Source organism: Polymorphospora rubra (assembly GCF_018324255.1).
In the GTDB taxonomy this organism is placed as follows: Bacteria; Actinomycetota; Actinomycetes; order Mycobacteriales; family Micromonosporaceae; genus Polymorphospora; species Polymorphospora rubra.
Genome location: NZ_AP023359.1, coordinates 2,131,555 through 2,153,325, shown reverse-complemented (window position 1 = coordinate 2,153,325; position 21,771 = coordinate 2,131,555). Strand labels below are relative to the sequence as shown.

14 protein-coding genes, 1 pseudogene and 1 riboswitch are annotated in these 21,771 nt (G+C 71.3%); of the genes and pseudogenes, 12 read left to right on the top strand and 3 right to left on the bottom strand.

Translation table 11 applies throughout. The annotated features are described in order from the left end of the window. Window positions 1-18 precede the first annotated feature (18 nt). Window positions 19-1,251 (top strand): glycosyltransferase family 2 protein, encoded by a 1,233-nt coding sequence (locus Prubr_RS09805; RefSeq protein WP_212824141.1) that lies wholly within the window; start codon window positions 19-21, stop codon window positions 1,249-1,251. Further along, a complete protein-coding gene (locus tag Prubr_RS09800; RefSeq protein ID WP_212824138.1) occupies window positions 1,244-3,385 on the top strand; it encodes an arabinofuranosyltransferase in 2,142 nt (713 codons plus the stop codon). The genes Prubr_RS09805 and Prubr_RS09800 overlap by 8 nt, the downstream gene beginning before the upstream one ends. On the opposite strand, the gene Prubr_RS09795 is transcribed toward Prubr_RS09800, so the two are convergent. Then, the gene (locus tag Prubr_RS09795) at window positions 3,379-3,579 is read right to left on the bottom strand and encodes a PspC domain-containing protein (protein WP_212824136.1); all 201 of its coding nucleotides are present in this window, start codon (window positions 3,577-3,579) and stop codon (window positions 3,379-3,381) included. The two genes, Prubr_RS09800 and Prubr_RS09795, sit on opposite strands and share 7 nt — an antisense overlap. A gap of 238 nt (window positions 3,580-3,817) precedes the next feature. On the opposite strand from Prubr_RS09795, the gene Prubr_RS09790 reads away from it, so the two are divergent. From Prubr_RS09790 to Prubr_RS09770, 5 genes and pseudogenes are all read left to right on the top strand, one after another. Continuing rightward, on the top strand, window positions 3,818-5,191 hold the full coding sequence (locus tag Prubr_RS09790; RefSeq protein WP_212824134.1) for an L-serine ammonia-lyase: 1,374 nt from the start codon (window positions 3,818-3,820) through the stop codon (window positions 5,189-5,191). Window positions 5,192-5,370: 179 nt separating this feature from the next. Further along, entirely contained in the window at window positions 5,371-6,201 is an 831-nt protein-coding gene (locus tag Prubr_RS09785; protein WP_212824132.1) for an ABC transporter permease, read from the top strand. Window positions 6,202-6,341: 140 nt separating this feature from the next. Further along, window positions 6,342-6,947, top strand: a pseudogene (locus Prubr_RS09780) (ABC transporter ATP-binding protein); the annotation flags it as partial. Continuing rightward, entirely contained in the window at window positions 6,944-8,977 is a 2,034-nt protein-coding gene (locus Prubr_RS09775; protein WP_425517997.1) for a DUF5941 domain-containing protein, read from the top strand. The pseudogene Prubr_RS09780 and the gene Prubr_RS09775, both read left to right, overlap by 4 nt. A gap of 1 nt (window position 8,978) precedes the next feature. Then, the gene (locus Prubr_RS09770) at window positions 8,979-11,138 is read left to right on the top strand and encodes a bifunctional glycosyltransferase/CDP-glycerol:glycerophosphate glycerophosphotransferase (RefSeq protein ID WP_212827808.1); all 2,160 of its coding nucleotides are present in this window, start codon (window positions 8,979-8,981) and stop codon (window positions 11,136-11,138) included. Window positions 11,139-11,183: 45 nt separating this feature from the next. On the opposite strand, the gene Prubr_RS09765 is transcribed toward Prubr_RS09770, so the two are convergent. Further along, window positions 11,184-12,836: a glycosyltransferase family 2 protein gene (locus tag Prubr_RS09765; RefSeq protein WP_212824122.1), complete on the bottom strand. Its 1,653-nt coding sequence runs from the start codon at window positions 12,834-12,836 to the stop codon at window positions 11,184-11,186. A 322-nt stretch (window positions 12,837-13,158) separates the two neighbouring features. Here Prubr_RS09765 and Prubr_RS09760 point away from each other — a divergent pair, with 322 nt between their 5' ends. From Prubr_RS09760 to Prubr_RS09745, 4 genes are all read left to right on the top strand, one after another. Continuing rightward, window positions 13,159-15,096, top strand: a complete 1,938-nt coding sequence (locus tag Prubr_RS09760; RefSeq protein WP_212824120.1) for a glycosyltransferase family 2 protein — start codon at window positions 13,159-13,161, stop codon at window positions 15,094-15,096. Between the two features lie 175 nt (window positions 15,097-15,271). After that, window positions 15,272-16,813, top strand: a complete 1,542-nt coding sequence (locus Prubr_RS09755; protein WP_212824118.1) for a hypothetical protein — start codon at window positions 15,272-15,274, stop codon at window positions 16,811-16,813. 104 nt (window positions 16,814-16,917) lie between these two features. After that, entirely contained in the window at window positions 16,918-18,231 is a 1,314-nt protein-coding gene (locus Prubr_RS09750; protein ID WP_246568517.1) for an ABC transporter ATP-binding protein, read from the top strand. A 461-nt stretch (window positions 18,232-18,692) separates the two neighbouring features. After that, window positions 18,693-19,769: a glycoside hydrolase family 19 protein gene (locus Prubr_RS09745; RefSeq protein ID WP_212824107.1), complete on the top strand. Its 1,077-nt coding sequence runs from the start codon at window positions 18,693-18,695 to the stop codon at window positions 19,767-19,769. A gap of 69 nt (window positions 19,770-19,838) precedes the next feature. On the opposite strand, the gene Prubr_RS09740 is transcribed toward Prubr_RS09745, so the two are convergent. Continuing rightward, on the bottom strand, window positions 19,839-20,294 hold the full coding sequence (locus tag Prubr_RS09740) for a hypothetical protein (protein WP_246568515.1): 456 nt from the start codon (window positions 20,292-20,294) through the stop codon (window positions 19,839-19,841). A gap of 277 nt (window positions 20,295-20,571) precedes the next feature. Then, a riboswitch (cyclic di-AMP (ydaO/yuaA leader) is annotated at window positions 20,572-20,703 on the top strand. A 4-nt stretch (window positions 20,704-20,707) separates the two neighbouring features. On the opposite strand from Prubr_RS09740, the gene Prubr_RS09735 reads away from it, so the two are divergent. Beyond that, complete coding sequence (locus Prubr_RS09735; RefSeq protein WP_212824105.1) at window positions 20,708-21,745, top strand: coiled-coil domain-containing protein; 1,038 nt, start codon at window positions 20,708-20,710, stop codon at window positions 21,743-21,745. Window positions 21,746-21,771: the final 26 nt, after the last annotated feature.

The following is a 21,771-nucleotide window of genomic DNA, read 5'->3' as shown; positions in this document are numbered from 1 at the left end:
AATCCGGGAGAAACGCCTGTGTCAGAGCTTGTCGCCACTGACGACGTCGAGCTGACCGTCCTGCTGCCTTGTCTCAACGAGGCCGAGACCCTGGAAATCTGTGTCACCAAAGCCCTCCGCGCCATGGACGAGCTCGGCGTGGTCGGCGAGGTGCTGGTCTCCGACAACGGATCCACCGACGGATCCCAGGAGATCGCCGTCCGGGCCGGCGCCCGGGTGGTGCACGCACCGATCCGGGGCTACGGCGGTGCGCTGCTCAACGGCATCGAGCAGGCCCGCGGTCGCTACGTGATCATGGGAGATGCCGACGACTCGTACGACCTGTCCAACCTCGGGCCGTTCGTCGAGGCGCTGCGGGCCGGTCACGACGTCGTGATGGGCAACCGGTTCAAGGGCGGCATCGCGCCCGGCGCGATGCCGCCGCTGCACCGCTACCTGGGCAACCCCGTGTTGTCCTGGCTCGGCCGGCGCCTCTTCGGCCTGCGCAACGTCGGCGACTTCCACTGCGGTCTGCGCGGCTTCAACCGCGACCGGATCCGTGACCTCCAGCTCTGCATGCCCGGCATGGAGTTCGCATCCGAGCTGGTGGTTCGGGCCGCGCTCAACGGATACGACATCGTCGAGGTGCCCACCACCCTCAAGCCCGACGGCCGCAGCCGGCCGCCGCACCTGCGCACCTGGCGTGACGGTTGGCGGCACCTGCGGTTCCTGCTCGTCTTCGCGCCGCGCAAGACGCTGATCTGGCCGGGCCTGACGATGTTCGTCCTGGGCCTGCTCGGCACCACGATCCTCTCGTTCGGGCAGGTGGAGGTCGGCGGGGTCGGCTTCGACATCAGCACCATGGTCTATACCTGCCTGGCGATGCTGGTCGGCGCCCAACTACTTCTCTTCGGTGTGTTCGCGCTGCTCTACGGCCACACCGAAGGCATCACCAGCCAGCGTCAGGTCGCCCGGTGGGGGCGGATAGTGCGGTTCGAGACCTGTACGGCGGCCGGCCTCGTGCTGACCCTGCTCGGGCTCGCCGGCTCGATCTATGCCCTGACGGTCTGGGGCAGCACCGGGTTCGGCCCGCAGGAACTGACCGAGTCGCTGCGGGTGGTGCTGCCGTCGTCGACCACCATCGGGGTCGGCGTGACGGTGCTCTTCTCCGGGCTGTTCTCCAGCCTGCTCAGCCTGCGCCGGATCAACACCCCGGTGACGTCGACCCCGGTCGTCGCGGCGGAGGACGAGCTGGCGGCCACCCGTGGCTGACGGCACGACTGCCGTACGGGAAGACCCGCTCCACCCCGAACAGGACCGTCCGCTGCCCACGGCGGCGACGGACGAACCCGGGCCAGCGCCGGCCGGTCGAGAGTCGGACGAGTCCGACCCGCCGGCCGGCACCGTCCCGGCCGAGGCCGGGCGGCCGGCGGACGCCGATGGGAAGCCGGCGGACGTCGCGGACCCGGCTTCGGCCGGGAGCCCGGCGGCCCCCGGGCCCGGCCGACGGCGGCTGCCGCACCGGCTTGCCAACAGCGGCACGATCGCCCTGCTCACGTGGCTGGTGGCGACCCCGGTCGCCTTCGTGCTGCCGTCGCTGACCGACTTCGACCCGTTCAAGGTCGGTGCCTCGCTCGCGCCGACGCTCGGCGCGTTCCTGTTGATCGTCGGTATCTTCGCGATCGCCACCCGCTGGTCGGGTGAGGTCGTGGCGGGGGTGGCCGCCGGGCTCGCCGCCGCGTGGACCGCCCTGATGCTGCGCGCCGCGCTGGCCGGGACGCCGTTCGGATTCGGTGGCCTGGTCGGCGACATGAGCCGGATGTCGGCGGCGTCGACGCGCTACACCACCACGTGGACCAGCAACGACACCCTGATCCCCAACCTGCCGGCGGAGTATCCACCGTTCTTCCCCTGGCTCGTCGGCCGGACCGCGGTGCTGCTCGACCAGCCGGCCTGGACCCTGGTCGGCGACTTCCAGGTGCTCTTCATGTCGGCGTCCGTGCTCGCCGCGTTCCTGATGTGGCGTCGGCACGTGAACCCGTGGATCGCCCTGGCGATCTCGGCGCTGTCACTGATCGCCTGGTCCGATCCGCGCAAGGCGTTCGAGGTGGTGACCCTCGCGCTGTTCGTGCCGTGGGCGCTGGAGGTGTTCGCCCGTCCGGTCCGTGAACGGATGCACTGGCTGTGGGCCGGTGTGATCGGCGGCGCCCTCGTGATGACGTACCAGCTCTGGATGGGGTTCGCGGCCCTCGGCATGTCCGCGCTGGGGATCATCATGCTGCGCCGGGAGGAGCAGCGGGCGGCGTACGTCCGCCGGATCCTGCTGATCATCGCCGTGTCGTTCGTGGTCTCGTCCTGGTATCTGGTGCCCCTGCTCTGGACGATCCTGACCCGGGGCAACGACTCGATCTCCGACCTCTTCCAGACCACCTCCCTGAACTCCGGCCTGTTCCCGTTCCTGGAGTTCAGCCCGATCGGCCTGCTGCAACTGGTCGGCCTGGTCGGCCTGGTCCTGCTGTGGCGGTCGACCTGGTGGGCGCAGCCGCTGGCCCTGCTGATCCTCGGGACCTACGCGTTCCGGTTGATCGGGATGATCCGCCACGTGCTGACCGAGCACACGCTGTTCCTGCACTACACGACCCGGCTCTACACGGTCATGTTCGCCATCGCGGGTGTTCTCACCCTGGCCCACGTGACGCCGATCGTGCTGCGCCGGTTGCGGATCGTCCCGCCCCGGCTGACGGGTGCCGCGCTGCTGGCGGTGGTCATGGCCTGGGTCGGCGCGACGTACACGTTGGGTTGGATGCCGGAGGCGGGGAACAAGTACACGATCGCGGCGCACTCCGAGCCGCTGCCCGGTGGCGGCTATCCACGCTGGGCGCCCAAGGACGAGGAGCTGCGCCGGGCCGCGTTCCCGGTCCGCGAGGTCGAGCGGGCCGTCGAGCAGGTCACCGGTCCTGATCCGAGCCGTCCGACCCTGTCGGTCGACGACCGGCTGTGGTCCTACCTGCCGTGGCCGGGCTACCTCGAGAACGACCGTACGGCGAGCAGCAGCCTGGTGCACTGGGACGACCGGTTCGCCGAGCTGCGGCGGGTCGCCGACACCACCGATCCGGCGGCGTTCGCGGCCGCTTCGCGGGAGACCGCGTACGGGCCGATCGACATCTTCGTCCTGCGGCAGAACGAGGGTCGGCTGATGTGGGTGCGCGGCCTCTCCTTCACGCCGGAGCAGTTCTCGCCCGAACACTTCACCGTGGTCGAGGGCTGTCCGGCGGGATCGTCGTCGCGATCCGCAAGTAGGGCATCCGGCGGATGCGTGGGCGAAGGCCCGGACGGCGGTGCCGTCCGGGCCTTCGCTTCGTCAGGGCGGGGTGACCTTCGTCTCGTCAGAGGGGTGGGTCAGTAGGCGAGCTGCCGGTCCTCGTTCGGCATGATGATCCACAGGGCGATGTAAATGATCACCTGGGTACCCGGCAGCAGCAGCGACAGGAGGAAGAGGAGCCGCACCAGTCCGGTCGACATGCCGAAGCGGCGGGCGAGTCCGGCGCAGACACCGGCCAGCATGCGGTCATCGCGGGGGCGTACGAGTTTGCGACTCATGGTCGTCTTCTCCCTCTCCGGGCGGCGATGCGCCGCTCCACATCCAACGGTACGAACGGTCGATGTCGGCACCCTCCGTCCGGAGTCGGATTCCGGTCGACGCTCCCGTAGGTGGTCAACCCTTACGCCGTGCCGGTACGGGATCCCTGGTAGCGGTCCTGCCGGAATTGCTGAACGGCCCGCTCCCGACCGTCCGGTGGGATGGACAGTTGCTACCCCGTGGGCGCAGTGTAGAACCGTGATCAGCGTCTTCGACCTCTTCAGCATCGGTATCGGCCCGTCCAGCTCGCACACGGTCGGCCCGATGCGTGCCGCCCGCACGTTCGCCGCCGGGCTCAAGGCCGACGGGCTGCTGTCGGACACGGCGCGGATCCACGCGGAACTGTTCGGTTCGCTGGGAGCCACCGGGCACGGTCACGGCAGTGACCGGGCCGTACTGCTCGGGCTCAGCGGTGAACTGCCGGAAACGGTCGACACCGACCAGGTGGGCCCGCTGGTCGAGGACGTACGCGGCACCGGCCGGCTGGCGGTGCTCGCCGCGCACTCCATCGACTTCGACGTCGACCGGGACCTGGTGCTGCACCGTCGGCGGTCGTTGCCGTACCACCCGAACGGCATGACGTTCACCGCGTACGACGGGACCGGCCGGTCGATCCGGGCCAGGACCTACTACTCGGTGGGTGGCGGGTTCGTCGTCGACGAGGCGGCCGCCGGCGCGGACCGGATCAAACCGGACACCACGACCGTGGCGTACCCCTTCACGACCGGTGCGGAGCTGCTGGCGGTGACCCGGTCGACCGGGCTCTCGGTCAGCGAGGTGATGCTCGCCAACGAGCGGGCCTGGCGCTCCGAGGCGGACATCCGGGACGGCCTGCTGGAGATCTGGCGGGTGATGCGGGAGTGCGTCTCAGCGGGCTGTACGCGTACCGGGGTGCTTCCGGGCGGCCTGCGGGTCCGCCGGCGCGCGGCGGAACTCCTACGGAGTCTGGAGAGCGATGCCGGCGCGACCCCCGACCCGCTGCGGGTCATGGACTGGGTCACGCTCTTCGCGCTCGCGGTCAACGAGGAGAACGCGGCGGGCGGCCGGGTGGTGACCGCGCCCACGAACGGGGCTGCCGGCATCATTCCTGCTGTTATGCACTATTACCACCGGTTTGTTCCATCGGCCTCGGAGGACGGCATCGTCCGCTTCCTTCTGGCGGCCGGCGCGATCGGCGTGCTCTTCAAGGAGAACGCCTCGATCTCCGGTGCCGAGGTCGGGTGTCAGGGCGAGGTCGGTTCGGCCTGCTCGATGGCCGCGGCGGGGCTCGCCGAGGCGCTCGGTGGCACGCCGGCTCAGGTGGAGAACGCCGCGGAGATCGGAATGGAACACAACCTGGGGCTCACCTGCGACCCGGTCGGCGGCCTCGTGCAGATTCCCTGCATCGAACGCAACGCCGTGGCCAGCATCAAGGCGATCACCGCGGCCCGCCTCGCGCTGCACGGCGACGGTGAACACGCGGTGTCGCTGGACAAGGTGATCAAAACGATGCGCGAGACGGGTGCCGACATGAAAGTCAAGTACAAGGAAACGGCGCGGGGTGGGTTGGCCGTCAATGTAATCGAGTGCTGAGGGTGGCTACCTCGGCCGCCTACCCCCGCCCATTACGGACTGCTAACCTATGGCGCGTCAGCGGCCCCGCGCCGGCGATCAGCCGCTACCGCGTGCGCGCCGCCGGGGTTGCCTACGGGTGGTGCCGGCCATCGACGCACCCGGTTACTGATCCCTCTTCCTGATAGCTGGAGGCGGCTTTGACGTCGAGCGTCCACGCGGTGTGGTCCAGTCGCAACGCGTTGCGACTGTTGGTCCGGCGGGATCTTGCCGTCAAGTATCAGCAGTCGTTCCTGGGCTATCTGTGGTCGTTGATCGAACCGCTCGGCATGGGAGCCATCTACTGGTTCGTTTTCGGCCTGCTCTACGGCACCGACACCAACCGGCACCTGGGCAGCGCGGCCGATTCCTACCCGCTGTTTCTGGTGACCGGCATCTTCGCCTGGATGTGGACCAACTCGGCGATCGGCGAGGCGACCAACGCGCTGACCGGGCAGGCCCGCCTGATCACGACGATGCGGATGCCGCGGGAGGTGTTCCCGATCGGTCGGGTGACCGGCCGGTTCGCCGAATATCTGGCCGGCCTGCCGATCCTGTTCGGTCTGGCGATCTTCTTCGCGATCACCACCGACGGTGTGAAGTTCGGCTTCAACCTGCTCGCACTGCCGCTCGCCGTGCTGATCCAGGCGATCCTGCTGGTCGGTCTGTCGCTGCTGCTCTCGTCGATGAACGTGCTGATGCGTGACGTGGAACGGTTCATGCGCCTGGTGACCCGGATCCTGTTCTACGCGACGCCGATCATCTACCCGTTGTCCCTGGTCCAGGAGTCGAACATGCCCTCCTGGGTCAAGGTGCTCTATGAACTCAACCCGCTCGTCGGAATCTTCCAGCTGCACCACGCGGTCTGGTATCCCGACGAGTTCCCCGACGCTTTCCTGCTCAGCGCGTCTGTCGGCGGCAGCCTCGTGGTCTTCCTCGGTGGCTGGTGGGTATTCCGCCGTCTCGAGCCCGCCGTTCTCAAGGAGCTGTAGTGGTTCAGCCGATCATCGAGGCGAACAAGCTCGGCATCGAGTTCGTCCGCAACCGCCGTCGGCAGCTACGGCTGCGCGAGATGTTCATCTACAAGGGCGGCCGTTCGCCCGAGTCCGGCGTCTTCTGGCCGCTGCGTGACGTGTCCTTCGCGGTGCAGCCGGGCGAGGCGGTCGGCATCATCGGCAAGAACGGCACCGGTAAGAGCACCCTGCTGCGGCTGATCGCGGGCGTGCTGATCCCCGACGAGGGCTCGATCACCGTACGGGGGGCGGTCGCGCCGCTGCTGGAACTGTCGGCCGGGTTCTCCAACGACCTCACCGGTCGGGAAAACGTGCACCTGGTGGGTTCGTTGCACGGACTGAGCCCCAAGACGATGAAGCAGAAGTTCGACGAGATCCTGGACTTCGCCGGCGAGCAGGTGCAGAAGGGGATCGACACCCCGGTGCGGCACTTCTCGTCCGGGATGAAGGTCCGGCTCGGCTTCTCGGTCATCGCCCAGCTCCCGCACCCGATCCTGCTGGTCGACGAGGTACTGGCGGTCGGTGACGCGGAGTTCCGGAAGAAGTGCTACGCCACGATCGAGCGACTCCTCGCCGAGGGGCGGACGCTGGTGCTGGTCTCGCACAACGAGAACGACCTCACCCGCTTCTGCACCCGCGGCCTCTACTTCAACAACGGCCTGCTCACGGTGGACGGCACGGTCCAGGAAGCGCTTGACGGATACAACAACGTGGTACGGACGTGACGCTGGCGATCCTGCTCACCCAACCCACTGACGAGGCGCCGCTGACCGTTACCGGCGGCCGCCGCCTCACCACACACCTGCTCGACCAGCTCCGGGCCGCGGGTGCGCGTGAAGTCGTGTCCGTGACCAGCCTGGCGCATCTCGCCGAACTGGCCCGGTCGGCGCGGGAGCCCCTGCTCCTGGTCGGCGACGACGTCGTCGCGCACACCGCGGTCCTCCGGCACGTGGCGACCGTGCCGGGCACCGCCAGTGTCGCGCTCGTGCTCACCGACGAGCCGGACGCCGGGCCGCGGGCCACGGTGATCGAAGACCGGGGGCAGGTCGTCGCGGCCGGGCTGGAGGGGATCACCAGGCTGGACGGCGCCGCCAGCGACCCGATCGGCATCTTCGGCGCGGTCCTGCGGGTCGGCACCGAAGACCTGCCCGCCCTGGCCGAAGCAGCCGCGGCCGAGGCCGGTCGGGAGGCCACCCCGGCCGGGTCAGGCCGCCCGGCCCCGCCGCTCGACCGGCTGCTCACCCGGCTCACCAGCCGGCCGACCATGATCCTCGCGCACCGGGCCAGATTGCTGGTGGCCCGGCGGGCGACCAGCCAGCCGGGCGCCGACGCGGCGGCGCGGACGGTCGCCGCGGTCGACTCCGACCGGGCCGAACTCCGGCTGGCGGTCAAGGAGCGGGACGACTTCTTCACCACCTTCGCGGTCAGCACCTGGTCGCCGTACGTGACCCGGCTCGCCGCCCGGATCGGCCTCAGCCCGACCGGCGTCACCGTACTGTCGATCGTCTTCGCGGCCGGTGCGGCCGCGCTCTTCGCCTTCGGCGGCAACCGGCTCGCCCTGGTCGCCGGAGCCGTCCTGCTCTACCTCGGCTTCGTGCTCGACTGCGTCGACGGTCAACTGGCCCGCTACACCCGCAACTTCAGCGCGTGGGGCGGCTGGCTCGACACGATGGCCGACCGGGCCAAGGAATACCTGGTCTACGCCGGCCTCGCGGTCGGCGTCGAGCGGGCCGGGCTGGGCAACGGCTGGGCGCTGGCCATCGCCGCGATCCTGCTGCAGACCGTCCGGCACATGACCGACACCTGGTACGGCGCCCTGCACGACGAGGCGGCCCGCCGTCCGAAGCCGGCGGCGTCCGGGGGGCTCGGTGCCCGGCTCAGCCAGGCGTCGACCCGGGTGCAGGCCGACGCCGGCTCGGTGTCGTACTGGCTGAAGCGGACCGTGGTCTTCCCGATCGGGGAGCGGTGGGCGTTGATCGCCCTGACCGCGGCGCTGTTCAATCCGCTGGTCAGCCTGATCGCCGTACTGGTCTGGGGCGGGCTCGCCGCGGCCTACACGCTGGCGCTGCGTACCCTGCGGTCGGCGTCGATGCGGGTGCCGGTGCTGTCGACGGTCGACGCGGTCCTGCACCGCGACGACGGGCTGCTGGCCCGCCCGTTGGGCCGGTTCACCGCCCGGCTGCCGCTGCCCGCCCTGCCGGCGGCGGTGCTGGCCGCGGTCGGCGCGCTCGGCCTGCTCGGCGCCGCCCTGCTCGGCAGCCCGGCCCGCTGGACGGTCCTGCCGGTGGCGCTCGTCGTACTGGTCGCCGCGCTGCCGTCGGGCCGGCCGCACGCGGGTGCGCTGGACTGGCTCGTCCCGGCCGCGCTGCGGGCCGCCGAATACCTCTTCGTCGTCGCCGTCGGGGTCGTCGGCGACGTACCGCCGCCGCTGACGTTCGCGCTGCTCTTCGCACTGGCGATGCACCACTACGACCTGACCGCACGGCTGGAGAAGCGGGCCGCCGCGCCCCCGCTGCACACGCTCAACCTAGGCTGGGACGGGCGGGTCGTCGTGCTCGCCGCCGGCACCGCCCTCGGGGCGGCCGCGACGGTGGTCGGCACGCTCGCCGGCCTGCTCTTTCTGATCTTCGTGCTCAGCGCGGTCATCGGCTGGACGTCGACCGGAAACCGGCGCGGCGGCACGCGGGGCGGTGACATCGACGCGATACCCGCCCTGGCCACCGCAGGCCGGGCAACCCAGGAACGGAGCCGCTGATCTGATCAGTTTCGTCGTACCGGTCTACCAGGTGCAGGACTACCTGCGGCGGTGCCTGGACTCGATCCTCGAACAGTCGTACACCGACGTCGAGGTGATAGCGGTCGACGACTGTTCGCCCGACGACAGCGGCACGATCCTGGCGGGGTACGCCGCCCGCGACCCCCGGGTCCGGGTGATCCGGTCGGTGGGCAACGAGGGACCCGGGCCGGCCCGGGAACGCGGCCTCGCCGCCGCCGCCGGCGACTATGTCTGGTTTCTCGACGGCGACGACTGGCTGGCCCCGGGGGCGGTGCGCGCGGTCGCGGACCGGCTCCGGCACACCGGCGCCGAGGTGCTCGTCGTCGGTCACGCCGACGCCGCCCCGGACGGCGCGACCTGGCGGACGGGGCGCGGGCCGGCCCTGGGGCGTGCACCGGAGGTGTTCGCCCTGCGGGACTGGCCGGCGGCGATCGACGTACTGCACGTGCCGTGGAACAAGGTGGTCCACCGGTCGTTGCTCGACCGGCTCGACTTCCGGTTCCGGCCGGGCTGGTACGAGGACGTCCCCTTCACGTACGCCCTCCTGCTGGCCGCCGAGCGGATCTCGACCCTGGACCGGGTCTGCGTGCTCTACCGGCAGCGGGCCGGGGCGGCGACCGCCACCGCCGGTGGCGGCCACTTCGGGATCTTTCCCAACTGGGCCCGGGTCTTCGACAGCCTCGACGACTCCCGGCCGGACACCGCGCTGCTGCGCCCGCTGCTGTTCCGCCGCATGATCTGGCACTTCATCCGAGTGCGCGGCAACGACGACCGGCTGGAGTCCACGCTGCGGCCCGGGTTCTTCACCGAGATGACCGCCATGTACCACCGGTACCTGCCGTCCGGCGGCTATCCGGTGCCGGGCGGGCTCGAAGGGGTCAGGCACCGCCTCGTGGCCGGTGGCCGGCACCGCACGTTCCTGGCGCTGCGCCGGACGTCCCGGGGCGTCCGGTTCGCCCGCCGGGCCGCCCGGCGTGGCGTGACCGCGCTGACCACCGCCGCCCGGCGCCTGCGTGACCTGGTGCTGGCCGGCTACTACCGGCTGCAGCTGCGTCGACCGGTCGACCCGTCGCTGGCGTTGTACGCCGCGTACTGGTACCGCGGGTACGCGTGCAACCCGGCCGCGATCTACGAGAAGGCCCGCGAGTTGGCCCCCGACGTACGCGGGGTGTGGGTGGTGCGCCGGGACCGGGCGGCGACGTTGCCGCCCGGCGTCGACCACGTGGTGGCCGGCTCGCCCGGCTACTACCGCGCGCTGGCCCGCGCCAAGTGGCTGATCAACAACGTCAACTGGCCGAATCCGGTCGTGAAACGCCCCGGGGCGGTGCACGTGATGACCCACCACGGCACGCCGCTGAAGGTGATGGGGCTGGACCAGCGCGCCTACCCCGACGGTGTGCAGGATCCCGACTTCGACGCGCAGCTGCGCCGTACGCGGCGGTGGGACTTCAGCGTCTCCGCCAACCCGCACACCAGCCGGGCCTGGCGGACCGCCTATCCCCGGCGGCACACGACGCTGGAGACCGGCTATCCGCGCAACGACCGGCTCGCCACCGCGGCTGCCGGTGACGTCGCGCGGGCCCGGGCCGCGCTCGGCCTGACCGCCACCGACCGGGTGGTCCTCTACGCGCCGACCCACCGCGAGCACCGGCCGGGCCGGCAGCCGTACTTCGAACCGGAGACGTTCGTCGAGGCGCTGGGCCCGACCGGTCGGCTGCTGGTGCGCAGCCACTACTTCCACGACCGGTCGGCGCGGTCCGCCGGGCCGGATCACGGCGACCGGGTACGGGACGTGTCGGCCCATCCGTGCGTCGAGGAACTCTTCCTGGCCGCCGACGTGCTGGTCACCGACTACTCCTCGATCATGTTCGACTACGCGGTGCTGGACCGGCCGATCGTGGTGTACGCCCCGGACTGGCCGGCCTACCGGGCCGAGCGAGGGGTCTACTTCGACATCACGGCGGAACCGCCCGGCGCGGTGGTCACCACCTTCGCCGAGCTGCTCGAACTCGTGCGTGCCGACGCGCTGGACGACCCGGCGGCCCGTTCGGCGCGGGCCGCGTTCCGGGAGCGGTTCTGCGCCCTGGAGGACGGTCGGGCCGCCGAACGGGTGGTCCGGCGGGTGTTCCCCGTCCCCTAGCGGGCCGGCCCGCCAGGGGACGGCCCACGAACGGCTGCCGGCGGGCTAGTGCGCCGGCCGGGACGGCCGCTTCAGGCGCAGTTTGACCTGCTGGGCCGCCTCGCGGGCGACCCGGTTGCCGACCAGCCGGGTGGCGGCGGCCAGCGAGCGCACCCCGCCGACCGGGATCGTCTCCACGTCGCTGACGCTGGCCCGGCCCTTGTCGGAGCCGGTGACCAGGCGTGGCGACGGGGAGACCAGCTTGGCCGCCGGCAGCGTCGACAGGTCGGTCAGGGTGAACTCCTTGCCGCTGGCCCAGCGTTCGCCGGCTACCTCGGCGACGATCTTGTCGAGCTGCTCGTCCGGCCGGCGTACCCGCAGGGCCCGGCTCAGCGCGGAGGTGCGCCACAGCGCGACCGCGCCGTCCGACGACCGGGCGCCGGTCGGCAGCAGGCGGACCAGGCCGACCTGCCAGTCGTCGGCCATCTTGATCATCCGCCGGACGGTCGGCGGGTCGACGCCGAGGTGGGCCGGCACGTGCAGCAGGTAGGGCGACGGGAAGACCGTCTCCGGCACCTCCTGCACCAGCTCCACCCGGGACTCCGACCGGTAGGTCACCTGGATCAACCGCCGGTCGAGCAGCGGGTCGGCGAGGATCGACCGGCGCTCGTCGGTGACCGCCGCCCAGTCGGCGACGAGCAGCACCTTCAGGTCGGTCTGGTCGCTGGCCAGCAGCCGGTCGACACAGGTGCGGACCATCTCGAAGCTGCCCTCGGCGACCACCACCGCGGTGACCAGCGGCACCGCCCACGACCGGTTGCCGGCCGGGCGCAGGTAGCGCGGGTGCGGCATCAGTTCGGCGAGATAGGGGTGGTTGTAGCGGCGCAGGGCGTCGCCCTTGGTCATCATGTGCGTCGGACCCATGTGCCAGCTCCGGGCGAGCGGTTCGGGAATGAAGACCGCGCCGGTCTGGGTGAGCCGGTAGCCGAACTCGGTGTCCTCGCCGAGCCGCAGTTCGGTGTTGAGGCCGCCGGACCGCTCGTACAGCGATCGGGTCAGGGCCGCCGTCGCGCCGACGTGGGCCCGGAAGTTGAGGTGGTCGCCCGCCCGCAGCCGGTCGGTCTCGTTGATCAGCTTCTCGACGTAGTCGTGCGGCTCGGACTCCTCGAGCCGGAAGAGCCGGTCCAGCCGGCCTTCGGCGGCCTGCTCCGAGACCTCCTCGGCGGTCGCCCAGCCGGTGACGAACCGCTTGTAGCCGAGCGTGACCACCTCGTCGGAGACGTGGTGCCAGCGGACCTGGGCCTCGACGTGCTCGTGGAAGACCACCATGTCGGCGTCGAGCCAGTGGATGATCTCACCGGTGCTCTGGGTGGCCCCCACGTGCAGGGCGTTGGCCCGCCCCCAGCCGGTGGAGTGGTCCGGCACCCGCACGATCCGGCAGTTGGCCGGACGGATCTTGGGAAGCTCCAGCGCCGGTTCGCTGCCGTCATCGGCGACGATCACTTCCAGCAGGTCTTCCGGATACGTTTGGTGACGAAGGGAGGCCAGGGTCAGATCGAGGGATTCCTGGCAGTTGTAGGCCGGGATGACCACCGATACCGATTTTGTCGGCCGCCAGTTGCCGACCTGCGGCGGGGTCAGGGCACTCCAGTCGTTACGGAAGAGTCTGATGTCCTGCTGGTCATGGGCCTGGGCGTTGGCGCGGTTGCGGCTCGACACGAGCGACAGTCTAACGACCGGTGCCGGGGGTGCCGCCGGTTCGCGTTTGGCGTGGAGCGGCCGACGGCGGTATTGATTAGGTCTGGGTCGCCCGGCGCGGCTTCACGGTGAGTTAAGTGACGCAGGCATAACCTGTGGTGACGAGTGAGACGCGTCGACGGCGCGGGAAGGACCGGCTTTGTCGAGCGAGGGCACCCCGCACAGATACCTACGCTGGCGGGTAGCGATAGGCGAGCGACGAGGACCGGGCCGGCGGCAGTGGCCGGCCAGCCAGTGGGGATCCAGGATCACCCGGCTGCCGAGGGACGGCGAGGACGTCTTCGTGCCCGACTCCGGGTCGCAGATCGGCCGGGTCATGGTCGCCGCCCGTTCGGTCGGCTGGCTGCGGCACCTCCTCGACGATCCCGCGTCCCTGCTCACCGTGCGCCGCGTCACGGTCGTCGTCGATTCGTGGCAGGTGCCGGCCAGTGGCTGGTCCGGACGGGTCGGCCCGCTGCCGCACCTGCTGTCGCACCGCATCCGCGTACCCCGGTCGGGCAAGGGCAAGGCGGTGGTCGACCTCAGGCTGCGCCACCCGGTGACGTTGCGCGACGCGGTCGCCGCGGTGCTGCCGGTCCTTTCGCCGCTGCGCCCGATTCCGGCCCCGGCGAGCGCCGACATCACCGCCCAGAACGTCTTCCCCGCCTGGGTGGGTGCCGGTCCCAACGTCACCGTGCTCACCGGTGACCTGCCCGGCAACGACGACATCCGCGCCCACGACGTGCTGTTGACCACGACCGGCGTGCCCGAGCCGCCGGTCGAGCCGGACCTGCCCGCGGAGACCGAACAGGGCAGCCCGGCGCCGGGCGACCTCTACGCCACCATCCTCGCCGCCGACAGCGCCGGGTCCGGCGTCGGCACCCGGCCGGACACCGTACTGGTCGACCTCGAACGGACCGTCGTCACCGGCCGGTACGGCCCGTTCGGCCCCGACGCGCCCCGGGCGGAGCTGCGCTTCGACGCGGGCGGCGACGGGCGGGGCTGGCAGATCGTCGGCCCGAAGGGGCCGATCTGGAGCGGTCGGGTCGACCGCCCGTGGCTGTCGGAGGACGCGCTGGAGGCGCTCGCCGCGCTCGGCGTCGTCGAATGCCCCACCGTGCCGGCCCGGCACCCGCTGGAGGAAGCCGCGCTGCTGGTGCACCTGGCGATGGCGGGGGTGCTGTTGCACGCACCGACCCTGCCGCCGGCCTGCCGGGCGGTGCTCGCCGACGAGTTGGCCGAGCTGATCACCGCGCCGCTGCCCGGCCGCGTCGAGAGCGAACTGGAGTGGGAGGTGCGCACCGTACGCCAGCGTCGGGCGGCGTTGCGCCAGCACGCCACCCCGTTCGCCCTGCCGAAGATCGTCTCGGCGGCCTTCCCGGCCCTGCCGGCCCTGCCGTCGGTGAGTGCGCTGCTGGTCACCAAGCGGCTGGAGCACCTGCCGACCGTGATCGCCGCACTCGAGGCACAGACCTATCCCAACCTGGAGATCGTGCTCTGCACGCACGGTATCGAGCTGCCGGCCGAGTACCGGGCCCGGCTGGCCCGCTCCCACCGGCCGATCGAGACGCTGGCCGTACCCGCGGAGCACGGCTTCGGCGAGGCGATCGGCGCGGCCACCGCGCACGCCCGCGGCAGCCTGGTCACCAAGATCGACGACGACGACACGTACGGGCCCGAACACGTCTGGGACCTGGTCCTGGCCCGGCACTACTCCGGGGCGACGATGGTCGGCAAGGGGGCCGAGTTCGTCCACCTGGAGACGCTCGACATGACGGTCCGGCGGGAGGCCGGCCAGATCGAGGCGTTCGCGGCGGTCGTCGCCGGCGGCACGATGCTGATCAGCCGCGGTGACCTGGAGCAGGTCGGTGGCTGGCGGCCGGTGCCCCGGTCGATCGACCGCGGGCTGATCGACCGGGTCCGGCGGGCCGGTGGCCTGGTCTACCGCACCCACCCGCTCGGATACGTCTACCACCGCCGGTCCGGGGGGCACACGTGGGACCCGGGCCTGGAATACTTCCTACGCGGCAACGGCATGCAGTGGTCGGGTCTGCCCCGGCACAGTGAGTTCGGCACGCTCGCCCCGAACCGGGCGTACGCGTCGGACGGGCTGGGCGGGGTGGTTCAGCCGGCCGGGCAGGCCATCGCCGAGGACATCCGCCGGGTCCCCCTGCCTCCCGGCCAGGTCCAGCGGTCCGCCGGGACGGCCGGCGACTCGGAGGCACCGCTCGCGCAGCTCTGACGCGCCGGGCAGGCCCGGAAGAAGGAGACCCTCGCGTGCGGGTGGCCGGTGGCGGATCCGGTGCGGTGACCGGCGGTTCCATTCCTGACGGCTCCGGCGAGGAGCGGCCCCCGAGCCGGCCGCGCCGCGCCGGCGCGGCCTCCCGTCGCCCTACCTCGTCCTGTCGACCCTCGCCGTGCTGTTCTCGGTCGCCGTGGCCGTACGCCAGCCGTGGGGTGCCGACTTCGGCCTGCACGCGGCGGTGGTCGGCCGGTTGCGGGACGACCTGTGGCAGCCGGCCAACCCGATGGTCGAGGTGATCTCGCCCAGTCCCTACTTCACGCCCTACACGCTGCTGCTGGCCGTGATCGCCAAGGTGACGGGGCTCGGGCCGGCGACCGTGCTCAGCGCCGCCGGCCCGGCCAACCTGGCACTGCTGCTCTTCGGCCTGCGGCGGTTCGTCGGCCTGTTCACCACGAACCGGTGGGCGCCGGTGCTGGCACTGCTGTTCGTCCCGCTGCTGTGGGGGCCGGCCGTCCCCCAGTGGAGCGGCTTCCCGGCACTGCGCGGGTTGGTGCTCATCCTGCCGTACCCGAGCACGTTGGCGTTCGGCCTGATGCTGCTCTGCTGGGTCGCGGTGGCCGGCGCGCTGCGTACGGCGTCGTGGCGGCGCTGGCTCGTCGCCGGCCTGCTCGGCGGCCTGGTGATCCTGATCCACCCGTTCACCGCGGTCGGCACGGTGCTCGGCGTGGTCGCCTTCGTCGTCGGGCGGCTCACCCGGCTGCGCCGGCCCGACCTGGTCGGCATGCTGGTGGGTGCCGCCGCCGCCCTGGTGCCGGTGTTCGGCTGGCCCTATTTCCGAGTCACCGACACGCTCGCGTCAGCGTCCGAACTGGATGCCATCCACGAGGCGCTCTATCTCGACGCGGCCGGCCGGTACGGGCTGGCGTTCCTCGTCGGCGTGCCCGCCCTGGTGCTGCGGCTGCGCCGGGACCGGCTCGACCCGCTGGTGCTGCTCTTCGGGCTGTCCGGTGCGGTGGTGCTCGCCGGCTGGCTCACCGGCGCCTACGCGTTCGGCCGGGTGTGGCCGGTGGTGGTGCTCAGCCTCCAGGTCGCCGCCGCGGTGGTGCTCGCGACGGTGGTGGCCGCGGCGTTCGGCCGGCGACCGGCCGAAAGTCCGGCGCCGTCCGACCCGGCGGGGGTCGCCGGGCCGGACGCTGCCGGTCCGGCGCCCCGGCGGCCGGGCAGCGGCAGCCGGCTGCTGGTCGGGCTGTGGGCGGCGGTCGCCGCGGTCGCCTGTCTGGCCGGCTTCGCCACCCAGTACGGCAACCTGCTGCTCGTGCTGCCCGCCGATCAGCTCACCGCGCCCCGCCGGGCGGCGCACGACGTCACGAACCTGCCCAACTTCGGCTGGGTGGACCGCGCGGTCGCGCCGGGCTCCGTGGTGCTGACCGGCAACGCGCCCGCCGGCCGGGCCCTGCTGGCCTTCGAGATCCGCTCGGTGGCACCGCCGTGGCCGGATCCGCTGCTCGCCGACGAGGACCGCCGGCTGGCGGAACAGGCCGAGCTGGTGGACGCCGCGACGCCCGACCCGCGCCGCCGTGCACTGCTCACCGCGTACGGGGTGGACTGGATTCTCGACCTCGACGGCAGCTACGGCTGGGCCGACGGATACGCGTCGACCGTCGTCGAAGGACCCGGCAAATCCAGGCTCCTGAAGGTCGCACAGCCCAGGTAACTGCCCTGTCACACGACGAACATGGAACGTTTACCCGATAGTCGGACCTCATGATGCTCGTCACAGTCATTCGGAGGCCGGCATCGAGGCTTGGGGAGGTGGCGGTGACAACCGTCGCGCTCAAGGACGTCACAAAGGTGTTCCACGACGGCACGGTCGCTGTCGACAACGTCAATCTGGACGTGGACGACGGCGAGTTCATGGTGTTGCTCGGCCCTTCGGGCTGCGGCAAGTCCACCGTGCTGCGCATGGTCGCCGGGTTGGAGGACCCGAGTTCGGGTGCCATCCTGCTCGACGGTGAGCTGGCCAACGACCTGCCACCACGCGATCGGCGGATCGCCATGGTCTTCCAGGACTTCGCGCTCTATCCGCACATGACGGTCAATGACAACATCGCGTTTCCGCTGCGCCTGTCAGGTGTGGAGCCCGCCTCGCGTGGCGAGCGGGTGGCCGACGTCGCCAGCGCGCTCGGCATCGGCGACGTGCTGGGGCGCAAGCCCAGCCAGTTGTCCGGCGGCCAGCGCCAGCGGGTCGCGATGGGACGTGCGATCGTACGCCGCCCCGGCCTGTTCCTCATGGACGAACCACTGTCCAACCTGGACAGCGGCCTGCGGGCCGAACTGCGGGCCGAGATCTCCGGGCTGGTGCGCGAACTGAACGTCAGCACCATCTACGTCACCCACGACCAGGCCGAGGCGCTCACCATGGCCGACCGGGTGGCGATCATGCGTAAGGGGGTGCTTCAGGACGTGGGCACCCCGACCCAGGTCTACGGACGTCCGGCGACCCTCTACGTGGCCGCGTTCCTCGGCAGTCCGCGGATGAACCTGCTCGAGGCGTCGGTCTACGTGCACCTGGACCGCTACGTCACGCTCAACCTCGGTGACCAGGCGCTCTATCTGCCGTGGGACGACATCCGGGCCCGGGCCGTGGCGCACTACCACGGCGAGCGGATCGTGGTCGGTATGCGGGCCGAGGCGCTGACCCCGGTCGCCCCCGACACCCAGGGTGACGTCCTCAAGGGGCGGATCCGCTACCTGGAGCACCACGGCCACGAGTCGCTGGCCTACCTCGACATCGGGGCGACCGCGGTGGTCGTCGACGACATCGCCGGGGCGGCCGCCGGGCAGAGCGCCGAAGCGGGGCCGATCCAGCGGCTCGGTCACGCCGTGCAGCGCCTGGCCGGCCGGAGCGGCGGCGCCGGTCGTTCGGTTCCCCGGCAGCGGCAGGCGGGCAGCGGCCGGACCAGCGTGCTCAGCGACCCCGGCCGGCACCACCGGCGGCCGGCGGAGTTGGCCGTACGGCTGGCGCCGTACCCGGCCGTGTCGGCCGGCCATCCGCTGGCGGTCTCGGTGCGCCTGGACGCCCTGCACTTCTTCGACGAGCGCGGCGACCGGATCGACGTCGGCTGGCGCTGACGCCGCCTCACCCGCACCTGTCGAGGGCCGGCGGATCGACCCGCCCGTCCGGCCCCGGGGAACGCGTGCGGCCGGTGCTCGGGTCCGGCCGCGAGCACGAGCATGCCTCCACGGCGGGTACGCCGGCGCCGCCGGTCCCGCTCGGTACGGCCGTGCCCGGGTCGACGCGAGCGGCGTGTCGGCGCCCTTGACCAGCGGTGACCTGGGCGGCTTCCCGGGCCGCGAAGAGTAATCATCCAGATCATTTCAGCCGTCAGGCAGCCTGTTCCGACCCGTCCGGTCCGCCCACGACCGGCCGCGCGGCGCGTCCTCGTGGCGTCTTCGCCGGTGGCCTCGGCGGGCGCCGCCGTGCGCCCCGCGGATGTCCGGGCCCCGATCCCTTGCGTCGACCGACGGAATAGGTTAGTAAAGTTTATTAAAAGATGGCTGTCTACGTCTGTTGTTACGAGGAGAGTGATCACTTGTCCAGAAAACGCACGATCGCGTCGCTGGCCGCGCTCGCGGTCGCGGTCGCCCTGGCCGTCGTCGTGCCGATGTCGTCCGCGTCCGCCGCGACCTGCGCGACCGCCTGGAACTCCTCGGCCGTCTACACCGGAGGCATGACCGCCTCCCACAACGGCCGTAACTGGCAGGCCAAGTGGTGGACCCAGGGCGAGGCGCCGAGCACCGGCGGCTCCGGCGTCTGGGCCGACCAGGGCACCTGTGGCGGCACCCAGCCGCCGCCGGGCACCAACTGCAACCACCCCGCCTGGGTCGCCGGCCAGTGGTACCCCGCCGGCTCGATCGTCCGCTACACCAACGGCCAGTACTACCGCGCCAAGCACGAGAACCCGGGTTACGACCCGATCATCAGCACCTGGTACTGGGAGCCGTACAGCTGCGGCGGCCAGCCGCCCACCACCCCGCCGGGCGGCACCACCGGCTTCGTGGTCAGCCAGGCGCAGTTCAACCAGATGTTCCCGAGCCGGAACGGGTTCTACACCTACAGCGGGCTGACCGCCGCCCTGAGCGCGTACCCGGGCTTCGCCAAGACCGGTGACGAGACCACCCGGCGCCGCGAGGCGGCCGCCTTCCTGGCCAACGTCAACCACGAGACCGGCGGGTTGGTGCACATCGTCGAGCAGAACACGGCCAACTACCCGCACTACTGCGACACCAGTCAGCCGTACGGCTGCCCGGCCGGCCAGGCCGCCTACTACGGTCGCGGCCCGGTGCAGCTGAGCTGGAACTTCAACTACAAGGCGGCCGGTGACGCGCTCGGCCTGCCGCTGCTCACCAACCCCTGGCTGGTGCAGAACGACGCGGCGGTGGCCTGGAAGACCGCCCTGTGGTACTGGAACACCCAGTCCGGCCCCGGCACGATGACCCCGCACCACGCCATGGTCAACGGAATCGGCTTCGGCGAGACGATCCGCAGCATCAACGGCGCGCTGGAGTGCAACGGCCGCAACCCGGCCACGGTGCAGAGCCGGGTGAACGCCTACCAGCGGTTCGTCCAGATCCTCGGCACCACGCCCGGCAACAACCTCTACTGCTGACCCGCACGGGCCGGCGGCGGACCACCCGGTCCGCCGCCGGCCCGCTGTCCGGCGTACGACGCGCTGTGGTCAGCGGCCGCCGTGGCGCGGCCCGAAGCCGCCGCCCTTGCCGCCGCCGAGCACCCCGGCCTCGCCGGCCGCGATGATCGCGTCGGCCTGTTCCCGGGTCAGCTTGCCCTCCTCGACGGCAGCGTCGAGCCGCTCCTTGAGCCTGCCCTGCCGCTCCTGCCGGGCGTCGGTCTCCAGATCACCCTGCACCTTCTCGAGCGCCGCCGTGACCTTGTCCACGTCGACGCCGAGTTCGGCGGCCAGCCCTTCGGCGAGCTGCCGGTTGCGTTCGGTACGGCGTTCCTCGTGTTGCTCGGTCCGCGACGGTGTGTCCGACGACGGCGCGCCGGACGACGACACGGACGGCGCGGGAGTCGGGTCCTCGGCGAGGGCCACCGTCGGCACGGCCACGGCGAGGGCCAGCACCCCGGCCGCTCCGAGGCCGACCAGCGCCGCCTTCCTGGGGACGATCTGCATGATCACTTTCCTCCGATTGGTAACGGTTGGACGGTTTACCGGGGTTCACGATTGGTCGCCGGGCTGGGCGCCGGCCATGCGGAACCTGTCAACCAGCTGGCAATGCCCTCAACGGGTGAGCGGTCGGGGCGCCTCGGGCGACCAGCAGACATCACCGAAAGTCGTTGTCGTGTAACGCATCTGCCCTGGTAGGGGCTCGGTGGTTCCAGCGCGGGAGGACCAAACCATCCGGTAGGCTGGCCCGCGGTCTCCGCCCGGCGGCGCCCATCGGCGCCGGTGGTGACCGCCGCCCAATCGCCGCGAGGCGAGCCGGGGAACCAGGTCTCCTGGGGTGAATCCGCGAGAGCGGTAGGGATCCTTCCGTCCCGAACCCGTCAGCTAACCCGGTCGGCGGCAGATGGGAGGAACGGTAGATGACGTCATACCAGCGTCGGCGGCACTCGCTGCCCGTCACGCTCGTGGCCGCCGTGGCCGTGCTCATCGGCTTGGCGGTCGCCCCCGGCACGGCACACGCCGAGCCCACTTCCGCACCGACGACACCCGGCGACGAGGGCGAGAACCCGCTGCTGCGCGACGTGATGGAAGCCACCAGCCGCGGCTACGTCGAGGCGAAGACGGCGGTCGACAACTCACGCAAGCGGCAACTCCAGCTCACCCTCGAACTGCAGAAGGTCGAAAAGCAGATCGAGCAACTCCAGCCCGAGATCGGCCAGGTGGCGGCCCACGCCTACCGGACGGGCCGCATCGGGCCGATGATGATGCTGCTCAACAGCGCGTCACCCGAGGACTTCCTCGACCGCGCCGAGGGCCTCGACGCCCTCGCGCAGCACGACAACCGGAAGATGCGCGAACTCAACGCCGCGTTCGAGCAGGCCGACCGGGCCAAGGCCGCGATCGACCAGGCCGTCACCGAGGAGCAGCAGCAGCTCGAGGTGATGGCGAAGAAGAAGGCCGAGACCGAGAAGGCGCTCCGGCTGGCCGGCGGCTCCTCGACCGGCGGGTTCGTCAACGCGACCTCGCCGATCGCCGCGCAGGCCCCCCGCAACCGCGACGGATCGTGGCCGCCGCAGTCGTGCAACCAGAACGACCCGACGACGTCGGGATGCATCACCGCACGCACCCTGCACGCGCTCAAGGAGACGCAGAAGGCCGGCTTCAAATGGTTCGTCTCCTGCTACCGCCCCGGTGGGCCGTACGAACACCCGAAGGGTCGGGCCTGCGACTTCTCGTCCCAGCCGAAGGGCTTCGGCGGCGTCGCGCAGGGTGAGAACAGGCTGTACGGCAACAACCTGGCCGCGTTCCTGGTCCGCAACGCCGACCGGCTCGGCATCCTCTACGTCATCTGGTTCAAGCAGGTCTGGCTACCGGCGACCGGATGGAAGTCGTACAGCGGTGCCTACGGCGACCCGAACAGCGACCATACGAACCACGTGCATCTGTCCCTGCTGTAGGGACACCTACGTCGGTCCTCTGCGGA

Coding starts and splice junctions, on each gene's coding strand:
- Prubr_RS09795 (WP_212824136.1), bottom strand. CDS start 3,579: ATGAGTCGCAAACTCGTACGCCCCCGCGATGACCGCATGCTGGCCGGT.
- Prubr_RS09740 (WP_246568515.1), bottom strand. CDS start 20,294: ATGCAGATCGTCCCCAGGAAGGCGGCGCTGGTCGGCCTCGGAGCGGCC.
- Prubr_RS09735 (WP_212824105.1), top strand. CDS start 20,708: ATGACGTCATACCAGCGTCGGCGGCACTCGCTGCCCGTCACGCTCGTG.